Below are 17,666 nucleotides of genomic sequence, written 5' to 3'. Positions count from 1 at the left end.
TCGAGGTTTTGCCGGAGCCCCGATGCGCCTTGCCGTCCTGCCCGCCCTGCTTGCCACCGCCCTGCCCCTCTCGGCCCAGTGGGACCTGCGCCTGGAGCTGCCGCGGCCCTCGGGCCAGAACCTGCCCCAGACCCTGATTTCGGGCACGGGCCAGCTAGTGGCCGGGGACTTCGACACGGGCAAGGGCTTCATCGCCACCGTGAACCACCAGATCTTCCAGGTGGGCCCCCTGCTGAAGCTGGAGGGCGGCCTGGAATACTCGCAGTTCAAAGCGGACGGCAGCCTGGCCACCGGCACCACCGCCCAGGGCACCGCCCTGAAGCAGCAGGGCGTGGGGGTGGGTCTCAACGCTCAGGTGTGGGTGCCCTTCGTGGGCCTGGCCGGCGAGATTGGCCTCATCCAGCGATTCCAGCGCTACACCGTGGACACGGCCGGTGCCTCCAGCGCCAAGGACCTGAGCCGCACCTGGCTGCGGGTGGGGGCCCGCTGGCGCATTCCCAGCGTGCTGGTCCATCCCTATCTGGCCGCCAGCTACCAGCAGCCGGTCAGCAAGGACCATCCCGTGCAGCTCGGCAGCGCCTCGGACCTGGGCGCCTACTTCACCGCCCAGGGCAGCGGCCAGGAGTTCGAGCGGATGTGGACCTTCGGCGTGGGGGTGACCTTCTGATGCGGCGACTGCCCAATCTCGCCGGCATCCTGGCCGCGGCCCTCACCCTTACGCTCACCGCCGCCGAGCGCCCCCGGCTGGTGGTGGCCGTCTCGGTGGACCAGCTCTCCGCCGAGCTGATGCAGACCTACGGACCCGAGCTGACGGGCGGCCTGGCCCGCCTCATGCGCGAGGGTGCCTATTTCACCGAGGCCTACCACGACCACGGCTTCACCGAGACCGGCCCCGGCCACTCCGTGCTGCTGTCGGGCCGGTTCCCGGCGCACACGGGCATCGTCGAGAACCGCTGGTTCGAGCGCGCGTCCGGCCGCTTCGTCTACTGCGTGGAGAACGGGGAGGGCGGCGGCTCCGCCACCTCCACCAACGCGCGCTTCCTGGGCGAGACGCTGGGTGACTGGCTCCAGGCCCAGGCCCCCGGCAGCCGCGCCTTCTCCGTATCGGGCAAGGACCGTGCGGCCATCCTCATGGCAGGGCGCCGGCCCACGGCGGTCTACTGGTTCTCCGGAACCGCCGGCTTCATCACGTCTCCGGCCTACGCCGACCGGCTCCCCGCGTGGATGATGACCTTCGACGCCGGCCTGAAGGAGCGCTTCGCCACGCGCAGCTGGCTTTGGAGGAAGGAGCCGTCGACCCCCGAAGGCCGCGTGGCCACCTGGACCTTCCCCGGCCAGGTCATCCGCAATGGCGCCCTGCCCCGCCTCGTCCAGGGCGCGGGCATGCCCCTCGACAAGCACTTCGAGACCCGGTTCCGCAGGTCGCCCTTCCTCGACGAGGTCACCCTGGAGGCCGCGGAAACCCTGATGGAGGCGGAGCACCTGGGCCGGGGCCCCGCCACGGACCTGCTCACCGTGAGTTTCTCGGCCACGGACTACATCGGCCACAGCTACGGGATCCTGGGCACGGAGATGCGGGACCAGATCCATCGCCTGGACCGCACCCTGGGCCGGCTGCTGGAGGCGGTGCGGCGCCGGGACCCGGGCGCCTGGGTGGTGCTCTGCGCCGACCACGGCGGCATGGACATTCCCGAAGCCCTGTCCGACAACGGGTTCCCCGCCCGGCGCATCGACACGGCCGCCTTCCTGAAGGACCTCCGGGAGGCCCTGAAGGCCGCCTTCAAGGTGGACGCCGACCTCGTGGAGGACTCGTCCGAGCCGAACGATCTCTACCTGCGGGAGGCTGCCCTCAAGGCCGCCGGGCTGGACCGGAAGGCCGTGATCGCGAAGGTCCAGGCCTGGCTGCGTGCCCGGCCCGAGGTCGCCGACGCCTTCACCGCCGAGGAGCTGGCCGTCACGGATCCCGCTGCCACGGGCAGCCCGCGGGACTCCAGCCTCCGCGTCCTCCTGCGTCGCAGCTTCGAAGCCGGCCGCAGCGGCGACGTGCTCGTGGCCTTCAAGCCCTGGACGGTCTTCGGCGTACCCCCCACGGAATGGCCCACGGGCCATGGGACCCCCTATGCCTATGACCGGCGGGTCCCGCTGATCTTCTGGGGCCCCTGGAAGGCCGGCGAGCGACCCGAGCCCGTCCGCACCGTGGACCTCGCCCCCACCCTCGCCCGGGAACTGGGCCTGAAGCCCGGTCCCGTGGACGGCCGGGCGCTGGACCTGCTGCCGAGGCGCTAGGATTCCGGCATGGCCCTCTCCCACGATGCCTCCCTCGTGATCCTCACCGGCGCGGGGATCTCCGCGGAGAGCGGCCTGCGCACCTTCCGGGACGCCGACGGCCTCTGGGAGAACCACCGGGTGGAGGACGTGGCCACCCCCGAGGCCTTCCAGCGCAACCCCGCCCTGGTGCACCGCTTCTACAACGAGCGGCGACGGAGCCTGCCGGGCGTCCGGCCCAATGCGGCCCATGCGGCCCTGGCGCGCCTGGAACGAGAATGGCCGGGCGAGGTGCTGCTGGTCACGCAGAACGTGGACGACCTCCACGATCGCGCTGGATCGAGGAACCTGCTCCACATGCACGGCGAGCTGCTCAAGGGCCGCTGCCTGGCCTGCCGGGCGGTCCTGGACTGGCCCGGCGACATGGATGCCGATAGCCGCTGCCCCGTCTGCCGGCGCGGAGGGATGCGCCCCCACATCGTCTGGTTCGGCGAGGTGCCCCTGGAAATGGACCGCATCTTCGACGCCCTGGAGCGCTGCGACCTCTTCGCGGCCATCGGCACCAGCGGCCACGTCTACCCCGCCGCGGGCTTCGTGGCGGCCGTGCGTCCCGGGGCCCGCACGGTGGAGCTCAACCTCGAGCCCAGCCGCGTGGTGGACGCCTTCCGGGAGCATCGCGTGGGCCGGGCCACGGACCTCGTGCCGACCTTCGTGGAGGAGCTCCTGCGGACCTAGGCCTGGCCCATGGCGCTCAGGATGAATCCGTCCTGGGGGTCGCCCTGGCGCCAGATGACGGCCACGTGCCCGCCGGGAGCCAGCACGGCGCCGGGGTTCTGGATGTCCTTGCGGCTGGGCGTGCCCAGGAGGAGGGGCCGGGCGCTCCAGGCCCGGCCATCGAAACGCCGGACGCAGACCATGGCCTGGGCGGCCTGGCGCTGGAGCCAGAGGACCACGGCGTGACCCTCGGGATTGACGGCCAGGGCGTGGGCCTGGCTGTGGCCGGCATCCTCCACCAGCAGGGTGCGCTGCTCGTCCCAGCGCCCCTCGGCAAAGCGCTTGGCGTAGAGCTTCATCAGGCCCGCCGCCTCCTGCCGCCACACCAGGTGGGCGCCGCCCCGGGCATCCATGCCCACCTGGGGCCAGAGGATGGCGCGGCCCGAGCTGAGGCGCGGGGCCCGCGTCCACTCGATCCGGCGGGCGTCCAGGTGGCTGGCCTGCAGGGTGCGGATGCCGGCATCCCCCTCCTCCACCCACAGCACGATGGCGTTTCCCCGCGCGTCCACGGCCATCCGGAGGTAGATGGAGCGGCCCTCGGCCACCCGCGTCGGACGGTCGCTCCAGCAGCGGCCTCCGGGATCGTAGTGGCAGGCCACGATGCGGTTCCCGCCGGCATCCCAGGCCACCAGGCCCTGGCCCGCGTCATTGACCGCCAGCTGGGGGAAGAGGGGCTCCGAGGAGGGATCTCCCAGCGGGATGGGCTGCGGGTCCCATCCCCCGTCATCGGCCCGGTACCCGCTGGTGTAGACACGGTAGGCCCCGGGGGTCCCATGGCACCAGACGACGTGGATGTTCCCCTGGAGGTCCATGGCTGTGTGCAGGCTATGCACTTCGCCGGGGGCCGCCTGGAGGGTCATGGGGTAGGGCACCCAGGTCTCCTGGCTCCCCAGCATGTGGCGGGCGCAGACCCGGACCTGGTCCCCCTCCTGCTCGTGCCAGACCACCGCCAGTTCGCTGCGGCAGTTCATGGCGATCTCCGGCGCCTGGGCCTGGGTGCGGGCACTGTCGAGGCGCCGGGGCACCACGTCCCAGCTCCGCTGGTCCGCGTGGTAGCGGCAGATGTAGACGCCTTCGTGGTCCGCGCTCCGGTGGTGCCAGGCCGCCAGGGCGTTGCCCTGGTCGTCCATGGCGATCTGCGGCCGACCCACCCGGCCCCGGTCCAGGGCCCTCGGCCGCTCCCAGGTGCCGGCAGTGGGCGCGGGCTTCCGGGGCAGCAGTCGACTCAGCAGCGATCGAAACGACACGGGGCGTCTCCGTCCAAGGGCCCGGTTCAGGAGGGGATCCAGCGCCCATCCTACTCCCGGGCAGGGCAAAAAATCCCTCCTACTTCGCCACCGGCAGCTCCACGAAGCTGGCCTTCCCGGGCATGTGCCAGATGCGCTGGGTGGCGGGGCGATAGTCTTCGGGTCGGGCGAAGAAGATGTTGGGCACGAAGGTCTGGGGGTTCCGCTCGTAGAGCGGGAACCAGGTGGACTGCACCTGCACCATGACGCGGTGACCCGGCAGGAACACGTGGTTCGCCGCCGGCAGGGCGAAGCGGTAGGTCAGCGGCTCGTCGGGCTTCAGGGCCTTCGGGCTGTCCCAGCCCTCGCGGTAGCGCCCCCGGAAGATGTCCGCCGACACCATGAGCTGGTAGCCCCCCATCGGCGGCTGGGCCGCCACCTCGTCCGGGTAGACGTCGATGACCTTCACCACCCAGTCCGCGTCGGTGCCGGTGGTGGAAGCCACCAGGTTCGCCACGGGCTCGCCGGCGATGCGGAGGGGCTCCTTCAGCGGCTCAGAGACGAAGGCCAGCACATCGGGGCGCCCGGAGGCCTCGCGCTGGTCGTCCGTGAGCCACTGGGGCCAGGTGTGGGCCGCGTCGTAGCCCACGGGCTGGATGGGGCGGGCCCGGAAGGGCACGGGCTTGGCCGGGTCGGACACATAGGCTTCGTACGAGGCGCCGCCGGCCTTCGGGGCAGACCTGGACACCTTCAGCCCCGCCTCGAGGTAGAAGGGCGTTCCGCGCACCGCGCTGCCCTCGCCGGCCACGGGCCAGGCCGGGAGCTTCCGCCACGTGTTGGTGCCCGTCTCGAAGGCGCTCACGGGCGGCAGGTCCGCCTTCGCGGCGCCCTTGAGGTGCTCGTCGAGGAAGGGCTTCAGGACCTCGCGCCGGAATTGCAGGGCCGTGTCCTGGCCGAACTTCAGGGGGCCCAGGCTGCTGCCCTCCCCGATCTCGCCGCCGTGGCTCCAGGGGCCCATGGCGAGGAAGAGGCGGTCGCCCGTGGTGTCCTTGGGCTTCATCGCCTTCCACACCGCCAGCGCGCCGTAGATGTCCTCGGCGTCGTAGAGGCTGTGCACCAGGAGCGTGGGCACCCGGAGGGGCCGGCTCGCCAGCACCTTGTCCATGGCCTGCTGCTGCCAGAAGGCGTCGTAGGCCGGATGCTCGGTGATCTTGCGCCAGAAGCCCAGCTGCTCCATGCCCCGGCTGGCGGCCAGGGCCCCCGTGGAGCCCGCCCGCAGGAACAGGTCGTAGTCGTCGAAGACGTCGGTCCACCACTTCAGGTCGTTCCCGCGGGTGGCCTGCTGCTCGTAGATGTAGCTGAGGTTCTGGGCGCGGAAGGCGCCGTGGTGGAACCAGTCGTCCCCCTGCCAGCCGTCCACCATGGGATTCATGGGCACGACCGCCTTCAGGGCCGGGTGCGGATCCACCAGCGCCATCAGAGGCAGGAAGCCGTCGTAGGAGATGCCCAGGATGCCCACGCGGCCATTGCTCTCCGGCAGGTGCTTCACCAGCCAGTCGACGGTGTCCCAGGTGTCCGTGCTGTGGTCCACCGCCGTGGGATTCAGGGGCCCGCGCAGGGGCCGGTTCATCACGTAGTCGCCCTCGGAGCCGTACTTGCCGCGGATGTCCTGGATCACGCGGATGTAGCCGCCTTCCACGATGAGGTCCGTCACGTTGTCGTAGCCCTGGAGCACCGGCCCCAGGTGGGCGCTGGCGGCGTGGCTGGTCTGCACGGCGGCGCTGTAGGGCGTGCGGGTCAGGAGGATGGGCGCGTCCTTGGCGCCCTTGGGGATCAGGATGATGGTCTTCAGCTTCACCCCGTCCCGCATGGGGATCATCACCTCCCGGCGCGTGTGGTCCCAGCTCCCCGAGGCCTCCTTGAATTCGGCCGGCATCTCGCTCGGCAGGCCCGTGCCCTGGGCCATGAGCCCCGCGGCCGGAGCCAGCGTGAGGGCCAGCGTGAGGGCCGGTGTGAGGGCCGATGAGCCCAGGGATCGCGTGATGGACATGGATGCCTCCAGCGCCTCCCGCCGTCGCCGGGGGCCCGGCGCGAAGGCGCGGAGGAGCGGGTCGGCGGTGGAAGGAGATCGGCCAGTCTAGCCTGGGCGGAACCCGCAGGGTGGGGGAAGCAGTCGCGACATTTTTTGCCGGCTGCGACATCCGTCGACCCCCGGGGTCGGACACCGCACCGGGCGCGCAGATCTCGAGCCGGTTCATGGAATATAGAAGATTCCTGGGTCAGCTGATCGTGCCGCCGGGAAATGGCTTGAACGGCCTAGACTATTTCCTGGGGAGGCGGGCATGTCCGATCGACAGCGCCCTTCAGGTCAGGAGGCGGAAGGGGCTCGTCCCCGGTCCCCCCTCCTGGACTGCGCCTACCTGGACACCTGCCTCCAGCACGGGATCCCCGAGGCGCGCCTCCTCCAGATGGTCGATCTGTTCGAGCTCCGCTTCGCCGAGGAGGGCCGCCACCTGCGGGAGGCCCTCGAGGCCGCTGATTTTGGGCGGGTGCGCGCCTCCGCCCACCGCCTGAAGGGTTCCTCGGGGAGCATCGGACTGGCGACGCTCCGGTCCCGCGCCGCGGCCATCGAAACAGCCGCGAAAGGCGGCGATCCGACGGCATGCCGGTCAGCCCTGACAGGATTCCAGGAGGTCGGCGCCGCTTCCATCCAGGCCTTCCGCGACCACCTCAGGGCCCACGCGCCGCAGTGATCCGGGGATCCGGGGCGGGCCGGCTCCCTCAGCGCCGCTGGCGCCTTTCCAGGGCTCCCTGGACGACCCGACGGATCTCGTCGGGCCCGCAACGCCCCTTCATGAGCACATGGACGAACTCCCCGTCCGATTCCACGGACTGGCTGTCCCCGGTGTAGAGGACCACCGGAAAGTCGGCGCCATAGGCTTCGCGCAAGAAGGGCAGCAGGTCGACGCCGGCCCCGTCGGGCAGCATGCCGTCCAGGACCGCCAGGCCCCAGCGGCCCTCCGGGATCCGCCGCCGGGCCGCCTCCAGCGTGCTGACATGATCGACGCTCGCCACGCCTTCCAGGGCGCTGGCCAGTAGCTCGCTCACCACATCGTCGTCCTCCACATGCAGGATGGCAGTGGGCCGGTCCGGCCCACCGTCGTCCAGGGCGGAGGGGCGGAGCGACACCGGAAGCTCCAGGCGGAAGATGGTGCGCCCCGGCTCGGACTCGAAGGCCATGGCGCCCCCCATGGACTGGGCGAAGGATCGGGAGATGGAGAGGCCGAGCCCGCTTCCAGGCTGCTGGTGGGGACCGCCGGCCTGGGAGAACTCCTGGAAGACCCTGGGCTGGAAGGCCGCCGGGATGCCGGGGCCGTGGTCCTCCACCTCCACCGCCCAGCCGGTCACGGAAGACACGACGCGCGTGACCACGGATTCCCCCGGAGGGCTGTACTTCACTGCGTTTGACAGCAGGTTCACCAGGATCTGGATCACCCGGTCGGGGTCTGCGCGGACGTCGGCCTCCTGCGGGCAGAGCTGCAAGGGCAGGCGCACGCCGAAGGAATCGCTGTAGGCCTGGACCATCTCCACGGCCTGGCGGGCGAGGTCCCGGAGGTCGCAGCGCCGCAGCGAGACGGACAGGTAGCCTCGCTTCGCCTGCCCGAGGATCTCGTCCACGATGCGGGCGAGGCGCACGGTGTTGGTGTGGGCCATGGCTGCGAAATCCCGGGCCTTCCCGGACAAGCCGTCGACGCGTTCCTGTTCGAGCATCAGCTCTAGGCTGCTCCTGATGCTGGAGAGGGGCGTCCGCAGCTCGTGGATGACCGTGCGCAGGAACCGTTCCTGCATGCGCTCGTGATCGCGCCGGGCCGAGATGTTGCGGACGATGCTGAGGACCTGGCCGGGTTCGCAGGGCACGATGCGCGCCTCGAAATCCTCCCCGCGCCCATCGATGGTGAGGTGGTACTCGATGGTGCGCGTCTCCCCGGTGTCGAGCACCTCGCCGATGCCCTGAAGGAAGGCCATGGCCTCCTCCGGAGGCAGGACCTCTGAAATGGTGTGCCCCAGGAGCTGCTCGGGAGGCTTGACCAGGTCGCCCGTGGAGCGCGCCACGACCTCCAGGTACGTCCCCTGGCGATCCTGGCGGAACAGGAAGTCCGGCAGGGCCTGGAGCATGAGCTTCAGGTGGGCGTCCCGGTCCAGCGCCTGCGGGGCATGGACGGCCGTTCCCGCGGGTGCCACGGCATTCCCGGCCCCCTCGGGGGGATGGATCAGCTCCAGCTCCGCCCAGGCAGCCAGATCCAGCAGGTACTCCCGATCCGAGCGCGAGAAGGTGCGGGGAAGCCGATCGATCACGCAGAGGGTTCCCACCAGGGCGTTCCCGGGGCCTCGCAGGGGCATGCCCGCGTAGAACCGGATGAAGGGAGGGCCGACGACCAGGGGGTTGTCGGCGAACCGTTCATCCAGGCGGGCATCCTCCACGACGAAGGGCTCCCAGGCCAGGATGGCGTGGCCGCAGAAGGACAGATCCCGCGGCGCCTCGGTCTGGTCGAACCCCTGCCTGGCTTTGAGCCACAGGCGGGTGGCGTCCACCAGACCCACGAAGGCGACGGGCATCCGGAAGAACCGGGCCGCCGCCCGGGCGATGCGGTCGAAGCGCGCTTCCGCCGGCGTGTCCAGAAGGCCGAGGCTCCGCACCACCTCCAGACGGAAGGCTTCATCGGGAGGGAGGGGGGGCGGTCGCATGGCGGTGGCCGAAGGTCATGATCCCCTGTTTTCCCCGGCCCGGAAACCCGGGGTCCTGCCCTGCCTTTGCGGTACCCTGGTGAAACCCGCGCCAGGCCACGCGCGCCTCCGGCCCGCCGCGCCCTCTCCTGGATCCCATGTACTCGATTCTGCTCACCGAAGACGATCCGGTCACGGCGATGATGGCCGAGGAGATCCTGAGGACCCGCGGCTGTTCGGTCCAATGGGCCGCCAACGCCTCGGAGACCAGGGACTGCCTCTCGAGGACGGCCTACGATGCGCTGATCATGGACCTGGGCCTCCCGGACGAGGACGGGTTCGAGCTGCTGCGCGGGCTGTCCTACCAGCACCCCAGCCTGCCCATCCTCGTCATGACCACCCGCGACGACGCGGCTTCCGCCATCCGGGGCCTCCGGTACGGCGCCACGGACTACCTCACCAAGCCCGTCACGCCCGATGTCCTCTTTGAAGGGCTCTCAGCCGCCATCCGGCAGAAGGCGGAGTTCTGGAACCTCCAGGAGAACGAGCGCCAGCGCCAACGCTACTCGGACCTGGGGCAGCTGGCGGCCTCCTTCGCCCACGAAGTCCGGAACCCCCTCGCCTCCATCCGGACCCTCTGCGAGCTCCTGAACCAGGACCTCCAGCCCGGCCCCCAACTGGAGTGCGTGGAGCGCCTCCAGAAGCTGGCCCTGCGCATCGAATCGCTCATGAAGGTCTTCCTCGACTTCAGCCGCCCATCCGTGCCCACCCCCAAGGTCCTCGACGTGAAGTCCATGGTGCTCCGCTCCATGGAGAGCCTCGAGGGCCGCCTGCGCCCCTTCGGCACCAGCCCCACCCTCTCCGTTCCGCCCGGCGGCCTCACGGTCTACGCGGACGAGGTGCAGACCGTGAGCATCCTCGTGGCGCTCCTGGAGAACGCCCTGGATGCCGTGAAGGATCCCACCCGCATCCGGATCGAGGCGGCCTCCGCGGGAACCCTCCGGGGCCAGACCATGACCCACATCCGCATCTGCGACGACGGCCCCGGCATCCCGCCCCAGCTGCTGACCAAGATCTTCTCGCCCTTCTTCTCCACCAAGCCCAAGGGGACCGGGATCGGGCTGGCCATCGCCCATCGCCTGGCCCTGGAGAACCAGGGCAGCCTGGTGGCCACCTCCATCCCCCAGCAGGAGACCTGCCTCCTGCTCTCGCTCCCACGGGAGGCCCCTCGTGCCCAGGGTGCTGCTGACGGAAGATGACGATGACCTGGCCTTCGCCCTCAGCGGGCTGCTGAGCCGCCAGGGGTACGAAGTCGAGCGCGCCGCCACGGCCGCCCAGGCGCGGAGCCTGGCCGCCCGGGCCCTCCACGACCTGGTGGTGATGGACCTCGGCCTGCCCGACGAGGACGGTCACGACCTGCTCAAGGGACTCCTGGCCCAGGATCCCACCACGCCCGTCCTCGTCCTCACCGCCCGCGACGAGGCGGCTTCCGCCATCCGTGCCCTCCGCCTCGGCGCCGCGGACTACCTCACCAAGCCGGTGGGAGCCGAGACGCTCTTCTCGAGCCTCTCGGCCGCCCTCGAGCAGAGCACCCTCCGCCGGAGCCTCGAGGCCATGCGGCGCCAGTCCATGGCGGGCGAGGGGATCGTGGGCACGGCCCCGGCCTTCCAGCGGGCCATGCGGGCCCTCACCCAGGCGGCCGGGGCCGTGCATGCCCCCGTGCTCATCACGGGAGAAACGGGCACCGGCAAGGAGCTGGCCGCCCGCTTCGTCCACCGCGCCAGTCCCCGGAAGGACGGCCCCTTCGTGGTGGTCAACGCGGCCTGCCTCCCCAAGGAGCTGGTGGAATCGGAGCTGTTCGGGCACGAGGCCGGCGCCTTCACGGGCGCCAAGTCGGCCCGCCGGGGCCTGTTCGAGCTGGCCTCCCGGGGCACGCTCTTCCTGGATGAGATCGGGGAGCTTCCCCTCGACCTCCAGCCCAAGCTGCTGCGGGTGCTGGAAGGGCACCCCTTCCGCCGGGTGGGCGGCGAGCGGGAGATCCAGGTGGACGTCCGCATCGTGGCCGCGACCCACCGGGAGCTCTCCGCCTTCGTCGAGGCCGGCCGGTTCCGGGAGGACCTCTACTTCCGCCTGAAGGTCCTGGCCGTGCACCTGCCGCCGCTGCGGGAGCGGCTGGAGGACATTCCGCTCCTGGCGGACTGCTTCCTGGCGAAGTTCCGGGAGAGCATGGGCACCGCCCCTTCGGGCTGCTCCGCCGAGGCCATGGCGGCCCTGACCCGCTACCGGTGGCCCGGGAACATCCGCGAGCTGCGCAACGTTCTCGAGCGCGCCACCATCCTCACGCCCAGGGCTGAGATCCAGCTGGCGGACCTGCCCCCCGAGATCGCCGGTTCCTCCACCGGCCCCCTCCCGCCCGCGCCCCAGGAGCGCCTGGAGGACACGATGCGGAGCCGGATGGTGGACGCCTGGGAGGCCTCCGGACGCAACCTCAGCCAGACCGCGAGGACCCTGGGCGTGACCCGGGTGACCCTCCGATCCTGGCTCCGGAAGGCCGGGGCCTACCCGGTCAAAGACTGATCACCTGGTTAATAAATGATCCGGATCGCCGTCCCAGACCCGACCCCACCAACCATCAAGCCAAATGATATATCCGATTAACAACATGCGAACACTTGGCGTCCCCGTTGCATCCCATTCGGCCATGGCCAGTGTCCTGATGGTGGATGACGAAGAGGATCTCCTCTGGTCGGTGTCTCAGCACTTCGCGCGCGAGCGCCCGACCGTGGATTTCAAGATCTGCTCCAACCCGATGGAGGCCCTGTCCCTCCTCCATCGGGAGAAGGTCGACGTCCTGATCACCGATTTCCAGATGCCCGTGGTGAACGGCATCGACCTGATGATCCAGGCCCAGAAGATCCAGCCGGACCTCTCCATCATCTTCATCACGGCCTTCGGCAGCCCCCAGATGCGCAAGGAGATCGACCAGCGGGGCGCCTTCGGCTTCGTCGAGAAGCCGTTCGCCCCCAAGGCCCTCATCGAAGAGGTCGACCTCGCCATCCAGTCCAACCAGGGCGGCTTCACCGGCTCCCTGAGCCTGGGGTTCGTGGACCTCGTCCAGCTGTACTCCGCCACCCGGAACACAGGCTGCCTGACCGTGCGGCTGGGCCGGCAGACGGGCCGCGTCTGGCTCAAGGACGGCCAGGTGGTCCACGCGGTCCGGGACCAGGTCACCGGGGCCCAGGCGGTCTACGACCTCATCGCCTGGAAGGGCGGCAACTTCGACATGCAGGAGGGCATCGAGGCGCCCATGCACTCCATCCGGGAGAGCACGGCCATGGTGCTCCTGGAGGGCCTGAGGCTGCGGGATGAGGCCCTGCGTTCGCCGGCCGAGGGCTCCGCCTCTCCGGTGACTTCCGGCCGGATCCCCCCCGTCATCCAGCCACCCCCCAGGGCCTTCCCGCCAGAGCTTCTCCACGAAGACACGCACCCCAGCGTCGAGCCATCCGGGGGGAGGGAGCTGACCCCCGCAGGCGCCCAACTCCTGTTCCACCCGGCCCCCAGCCCTCCACCCCCCCTGGACACCCCGGAGATCCTTCGCCTCCACGAGGAGGCGCTCCTGATCCACGGCGTGCTGACCGAACGCATCGCCCGAGCCGCCAAGCTGATCGAGGCGGGCATCCAGGTGCCCCTGTCCACTTTCCAGCAGGAGGCGGACCTCCTGCTGGGGACCGTCCGCCTCCAGCCGGACAGGCCCGCCTCGGCGCCCTCTCCCGCGCGCCACACCGCCCCGGCGGACGACCCCGTGGTCCAGTTCCTCCAGGAGCTGGAGGAGCGCTACGCCAGCACCCCGGAAGAGCTGGCCAAGGTCCATGCCATCACCGTCCACCCGGATTCCGTCGAGGTGGGGGGCATCAGGCTCCGGCGCCACAACGAAGCCGCCGCTCCGGACCACCGGGAGGGCATCTACGAGTTCAACGGGAACATCCTGTTCACCTGGCACGCCGCCATGAAGCTGTTCGGATCCCGCATCCCCTCGGACGACGAGTGGGGCACGATCTTCGAAGCCATCCCGGGGCTGAGCGACAACAGCCGCCTGGCGAACGGCCAGGCCATCCTCCAGATCCCCTTCGTGGGCCACCGGAACCCGTACGGCGACTTCCTGAATCCGGACGACGAATCCAACCTCTGGTCCTCCACCCCGGACGGCAACGTGAAGGCCCGGTGCTGGTACCTGCTGCGGAACTTCCGCGTGGTCACGCGGTACTCCAACTCGAAGATGTATTCCTTCTCGGTGCGCATCAAAGCTGAATAGCGACCGAACGGGCGTATCAGGCCCGCCGCCCCCGCCGCACGGCGTCCAGGATGGCCTTCGGCAGCGCCTGGAGCGGCACCACGGCATCCACTCCGCCCCGCTCCACCGCCTCCTTGGGCATGCCGTACACCACGCAGGAGGCTTCGTCCTGGGCCAGGTTGTAGGCGCCGGCCCGCCTCATCTCCAGCATGCCATTGGCGCCGTCATCCCCCATCCCCGTCATGATCACGCCCACCCCGTTGGACCCGGCGGCGCGGGCGGCGGAGTGGAACAGGACGTCCACGCTTGGGCGGTGGCGGGAGACCAGGGGCCCGTCGCTCACGCGGACCACGTAGCGGCCGCCGGACCGCGCCACCTCCGTGTGGCGGTTCCCGGGCGCGATCAGGGCGCGTCCCACGAGGATCCCGTCCCCGTCCTCGGCCTCCTTCACCTCGATCCGGCAGACCTCGTTGAGCCGCTTGGCGAAGGCCGCGGTGAACAGCTCTGGCATGTGCTGGACGACCACGATGCCCGCGCAATCCACTGGCATGGCCGACAGCAGCTCCCGGAGCGCCTCCGTCCCCCCCGTGGACGCCCCCACCACCACCACTTGGTCCGTCGTGGTCCCCAGCACCGGCGCGCCGGTTTCGATGGGGGGCCGGTGAAGGGGCGCGGCCCGCCTCCGGCGCAGGCGGGAGTAGGCCGCGGCGCGCACCGTGTCGATGATCTGCATGGCCGATTCGTGCAGGAAATCCCGGACCCCGAGCTGGGGCTTGGTGATGACCGAGAGGGCCCCTTCCTCGAGGGCCAGCATGGCCGCTTCCGCTCCCCGCGCGGCGAGGCTCGAGCAGATCACCACGGGCAGGGGGTCGTCCTTCATCAGCCGGCGCAGGAAGGTGATGCCGTCCATGCGGGGCATCTCGAGGTCCAGGACGATGACGTCCGGTCTCAGCGTCTGCATCTTCTGGAGGGCGAAGATGGGATCCTGCGCGGTCACCACCCGCATGTCCCGCTCCTGGCCCAGGACGGCCGTAAGCGCCTGCCGGACCACGGCCGAATCGTCCACGACCAGGACCTGGATCGGGGGCTGTCCGGGATTCCGCTGGAGTTCTGGCATCGCGCTCCACCTGCCTGCGTGGTCCTGGCCTGGCTAAAGAAGTACGTGGCCCGATGCCGCGAGACAAGAGAAAACGTACGTCAGGGATCTTATCGGCGGCCGGACCCGGCCCTTGAAATCACGGTCAGCGCAGCCGTGGCAGCTTCTGCCCGCTGAAGTAGGTGGACTGGAGCGGCGCGTAGATGGTGGGTCCCACGCTGCGCGCCTGTTCGGTGAGGCCGTGGAGGCTTTCAGCGTGACCCAGGAGCAGCAGGCCGCTCGGCGCCAGATGCGCCAGCAGCTCCTCCACCACCCCCGCCTTGGTGGCCGTATTGAAGTAGATCAGGACATTCCGGCAGAAGATGATGTCGAACCCGCCAGGCACGGGGTAGGGCCGGCTGTTCAGGTTCATCCGGGAGAAGGACACCAGCGACCGGATCTCGGGCCCGGCCTTCATCTTGCCTTTTTCGGGGCCCGTCCCTTCGAGCATGAAGGCCTTGAGGTAGGGCGTGGGGATCTCCTCGGCCTTCTCGATGCGCCACAGCGCATCCTTGGCCTTCTGCAGCACCCGGGTGGAGATGTCGGTGCCCAGGATCTCGATGGACCAGCCCTCCGCCGACGGAAGCTGGTCCAGCAGGAGCATCGCGATGGAGTAGGGCTCCTCTCCCGTCGAGCAGGCGGCGCTCCAGACCCGGATGGACTTGGACCGCCTTCCGGCCCGCGCATCCTCCACCCACCTGGGCAGCACCTGGGTCTTCAGGAACTCGAACTGGTGGGGCTCCCGGAAGAAGTGGGTCTCGTTGGTCGAGATCCGGTCGAGCATCTCGATGCGCTCGGCCTCGTCCTTCTGGACGGCCTGGAAGTACTCCCCGTAGCTCGTCAGGCCCAGGGCGCGAAGCCGCGCGTGGAGGCGGCCCCCCAGGAGGGCCAGCTTGTGGTCCGCGAGGAAGATCCCGGATTCCCGGTGGATCAGGTCCTGGAAGGCCCGGAACTCCTCCTTCCGGATCGCGTAGTCCCCCACGGCCTCAGACGCGGGGGAGGCGGGACGCCGCGGTCGGTCCATAGTTGAGGGTGGCCTTTCAGTCGCCCGACCCGGGTTCCGCGCCCTGCGGCGCCTCCGCGGCCTGCCCGGCGATGGCGGCGACCGAGGAGAGCTCGGACGGGGAGAGGGCCTTGTCGATGTCCAGGACCATCACGAACTTCTTGCCGGAGCGCCCCATCCCGAGCAGGTACTCCAGCTTGACCTTGGTCCCGAAGTCCGGCGCAGGCTCGATCTGCTCCTCCGGAAGGTCGACCACCTGGCTGATCGAATCCACGATCACCCCCATGGTCGTCTTGTCCTCGCCCGCGCCCACCTCGACGATCACGACACAGGTCCGCTTCGTGACTTCCCGCTCAGGAAGCCCGAACTTCAGCGCCAGGTCCACCACGGGCACCACCGCGCCGCGCAGGTTGATCACCCCGCGCACCGTCGGAGGGGCCCCGGGCACCTTGGTGACCGTCCCGTACTCCAGAATCTCCCGGGCCTTCAGGATCCTCACCGCGAACTCCTCGTCCGCGATGAAGAACGACAGGTACTGGCTTTGGTCGTGGTTGGCCAGGTCGGCCAGAACGCTCGTGTCCATCGCCGCCCCCCTCAGAACCGCTTGAAGTGCTGGTCTTGGTCGAGGCCGACCGCGGGCTTCATGGCCCTGCCCGCCAGCGGGGCGGGTTCCGGACGCATGAAGGGGGCGGCGGGGGCATGCCGTGCAACCGCCTCGTCCCCCGTCACCTTGAAGAAGGCCACCAGCTGCTGGAGGGCCTCCGCCTGGGAGGCGAGCTCCTCCGCCGTGGAGGAGAGCTCCTCCGCCGCCGAGGCGTTCCGCTGGGTGACCTGGTCCACCTGGGTCATGGCCTTGTTCATCTGCTTCACGCCGCTGGCCTGCTCGCGCGATGTGGCCGCGACCTCCTGGACCAGCTCGGCGGTCTTGCGGATGGCGGGGACGAGCTCCTTGAGCTGCTCGCCCGACTTGATGGCCACCCCCACACTGCCGCCGGCCACTTCGTTGATCTCCTTGGCCGCGCCCTGGCTCCGCTCGGCCAGCTTGCGGACCTCGGTGGCCACCACGGCGAAGCCCCGGCCATGCTCGCCGGCCCGCGCCGCCTCGATGGCCGCGTTCAGAGCCAACAGGTTGGTCTGGTAGGCGATCTCCTCAATGATCGAGATGCGCTCGGCGATCATCTTCATGGCCTCGACGGTCTTTTCCACGCTCTGGCCGCTCTCGTCGGCGTCCCGGGCGCTCTGCATGGCCATCTGCTCGGTCTGGCGGCTGTTGTCGGCGTTCTGCTCGATGGAGCTGCTCAGCTCCTCCAGGCTGGCGGTGGTCTCCTCCACGGAAGAGGCCTGCTCGCTGGTCCCCTGGGAGAGCCCCTGCGAGGTGGAGGACACCTGCTGGGCCGCCGAGGCCAGCGCGTTGGCGCCCGTCCTCACCTCCCCGATGGTCTGGGACAGGTTCTCCACCATGCGGTTGTAGGCCGCTCCCATCTCCTTCAGCTCCTCGGCACCCGACACCTCCACGCTGTTGCGCAGGTCGCCATCAGCCATCTTTCCAATGGCGTCGGCCACGATGGACACCCCCCTGGAGAGGCGCATGGAGATGCGCCAGACGATCGCCATGGCGGCGATGAGGGAGACCAGCGTGATCCCGAGCATCAGCCGCGTCATCCTCAGCGATGTGTCCTGCATCTGGCGGATGTTCTCGTGCATCTCCTTCTCGTGCCGGATCACCGCCTTCTCGGAAGCCGCCTCAAGGCGCCGGCTGGCCTCCCTGTAGGGGTCCGCGGCCTTGTTCAATTCCTGGGAGGTCTTGAAGAGGCCCATGTCGATCTGGGGGATGAGTTTCTCGAACTCGGATCCGTAGCTGGTGATGTCCAGCCGGATGGAGCGGATGGCATCCCGGTCCTCGCTGGCCGTCGAGACCTTCTCCGCCCTGTCGACGGTTTCGACGAGCGCGGCCTGCGTTTCCTTCCACTTGCGGGCATATTCATCCCGCCTGGCCTTGTCGTCGAAATTGAGGAAAACGTCCTTCTCCCAGCGCCGCATCAGGACCGCGTTCCTACCCATGTCCATGAACAATTCGGCGAGGGCGTAGTCGTAGGTGAAGGTGGTGTTGGCGCCCCGACTAATCTGGTCGACGGAGCTGTTGCCCACCCAGGCCAGCATCAGCAGCATGACCGAAACGACACCGCCTCCCAGGAACATCTGGGTCTTGATCTTTAGGTTCTGGACCGAAAACATCGTGGGACTCCT

Annotated in this window: 14 protein-coding genes; 7 read left to right on the top strand and 7 right to left on the bottom strand. The window is 69.7% G+C overall.

Annotated elements, in window-relative coordinates:
- Positions 1-22: 22 nt before the first annotated feature.
- The 3 genes from MLJ35_RS14930 to cobB are packed head-to-tail and all read left to right on the top strand — an operon-like array spanning position 23 to position 3,000.
- Positions 23-667, top strand: a complete 645-nt coding sequence (locus MLJ35_RS14930) for a hypothetical protein (RefSeq protein WP_243295412.1) — start codon at positions 23-25, stop codon at positions 665-667.
- On the top strand, positions 667-2,286 hold the full coding sequence (locus MLJ35_RS14925) for an alkaline phosphatase family protein (RefSeq protein ID WP_243384986.1): 1,620 nt from the start codon (positions 667-669) through the stop codon (positions 2,284-2,286). The genes MLJ35_RS14930 and MLJ35_RS14925 overlap by 1 nt, the downstream gene beginning before the upstream one ends.
- 9 nt (positions 2,287-2,295) lie before the next feature.
- Positions 2,296-3,000, top strand: a complete 705-nt coding sequence (gene cobB, locus MLJ35_RS14920) for a Sir2 family NAD+-dependent deacetylase (protein ID WP_243384985.1) — start codon at positions 2,296-2,298, stop codon at positions 2,998-3,000.
- Here the strand turns inward: cobB and MLJ35_RS14915 are convergent.
- Positions 2,997-4,286, bottom strand: a complete 1,290-nt coding sequence (locus MLJ35_RS14915) for a hypothetical protein (protein WP_243384984.1) — start codon at positions 4,284-4,286, stop codon at positions 2,997-2,999. The two genes, cobB and MLJ35_RS14915, sit on opposite strands and share 4 nt — an antisense overlap.
- A 79-nt stretch (positions 4,287-4,365) precedes the next feature.
- The gene (locus MLJ35_RS14910; RefSeq protein ID WP_243384983.1) at positions 4,366-6,315 is read right to left on the bottom strand and encodes a CocE/NonD family hydrolase; all 1,950 of its coding nucleotides are present in this window, start codon (positions 6,313-6,315) and stop codon (positions 4,366-4,368) included.
- Positions 6,316-6,607: 292 nt separating this feature from the next.
- Here MLJ35_RS14910 and MLJ35_RS14905 point away from each other — a divergent pair, with 292 nt between their 5' ends.
- Positions 6,608-7,018 carry an Hpt domain-containing protein gene (locus MLJ35_RS14905; RefSeq protein WP_243384982.1) on the top strand — a complete coding sequence of 137 codons (411 nt, stop codon included), beginning with the start codon at positions 6,608-6,610 and terminating at the stop codon, positions 7,016-7,018.
- A gap of 28 nt (positions 7,019-7,046) precedes the next feature.
- Here the strand turns inward: MLJ35_RS14905 and MLJ35_RS14900 are convergent, their stop codons facing one another.
- On the bottom strand, positions 7,047-9,011 hold the full coding sequence (locus MLJ35_RS14900; RefSeq protein WP_243384981.1) for a hybrid sensor histidine kinase/response regulator: 1,965 nt from the start codon (positions 9,009-9,011) through the stop codon (positions 7,047-7,049).
- A gap of 137 nt (positions 9,012-9,148) precedes the next feature.
- On the opposite strand from MLJ35_RS14900, the gene MLJ35_RS14895 reads away from it, so the two are divergent.
- The 3 genes from MLJ35_RS14895 to MLJ35_RS14885 all read left to right on the top strand — a co-directional run bounded on the left by MLJ35_RS14895 (position 9,149) and on the right by MLJ35_RS14885 (position 13,302).
- Complete coding sequence (locus tag MLJ35_RS14895) at positions 9,149-10,249, top strand: sensor histidine kinase (protein ID WP_243325212.1); 1,101 nt, start codon at positions 9,149-9,151, stop codon at positions 10,247-10,249.
- Complete coding sequence (locus MLJ35_RS14890) at positions 10,221-11,567, top strand: sigma-54-dependent transcriptional regulator (RefSeq protein WP_243384980.1); 1,347 nt, start codon at positions 10,221-10,223, stop codon at positions 11,565-11,567. The genes MLJ35_RS14895 and MLJ35_RS14890 overlap by 29 nt, the downstream gene beginning before the upstream one ends.
- 124 nt (positions 11,568-11,691) lie before the next feature.
- The gene (locus tag MLJ35_RS14885) at positions 11,692-13,302 is read left to right on the top strand and encodes a response regulator (RefSeq protein ID WP_243384979.1); all 1,611 of its coding nucleotides are present in this window, start codon (positions 11,692-11,694) and stop codon (positions 13,300-13,302) included.
- A 16-nt stretch (positions 13,303-13,318) separates the two neighbouring features.
- Here MLJ35_RS14885 and MLJ35_RS14880 read toward each other — a convergent pair whose 3' ends face one another.
- The 4 genes from MLJ35_RS14880 to MLJ35_RS14865 form a co-directional block, all read right to left on the bottom strand.
- Complete coding sequence (locus MLJ35_RS14880) at positions 13,319-14,398, bottom strand: protein-glutamate methylesterase/protein-glutamine glutaminase (RefSeq protein ID WP_243384978.1); 1,080 nt, start codon at positions 14,396-14,398, stop codon at positions 13,319-13,321.
- A 124-nt stretch (positions 14,399-14,522) separates the two neighbouring features.
- Positions 14,523-15,440 carry a CheR family methyltransferase gene (locus MLJ35_RS14875; RefSeq protein ID WP_243325204.1) on the bottom strand — a complete coding sequence of 306 codons (918 nt, stop codon included), beginning with the start codon at positions 15,438-15,440 and terminating at the stop codon, positions 14,523-14,525.
- Between the two features lie 16 nt (positions 15,441-15,456).
- Complete coding sequence (locus MLJ35_RS14870; RefSeq protein WP_243325203.1) at positions 15,457-16,002, bottom strand: chemotaxis protein CheW; 546 nt, start codon at positions 16,000-16,002, stop codon at positions 15,457-15,459.
- A gap of 11 nt (positions 16,003-16,013) precedes the next feature.
- The gene (locus MLJ35_RS14865) at positions 16,014-17,654 is read right to left on the bottom strand and encodes a methyl-accepting chemotaxis protein (RefSeq protein WP_243384977.1); all 1,641 of its coding nucleotides are present in this window, start codon (positions 17,652-17,654) and stop codon (positions 16,014-16,016) included.
- Positions 17,655-17,666 lie beyond the last annotated feature (12 nt).

Origin of the sequence: Geothrix alkalitolerans (genome assembly GCF_022808885.1) — a bacterium.
In the GTDB taxonomy this organism is placed as follows: Bacteria; Acidobacteriota; Holophagae; order Holophagales; family Holophagaceae; genus Geothrix; species Geothrix alkalitolerans.
This window is presented reverse-complemented; position numbering and strand designations above follow the sequence as displayed.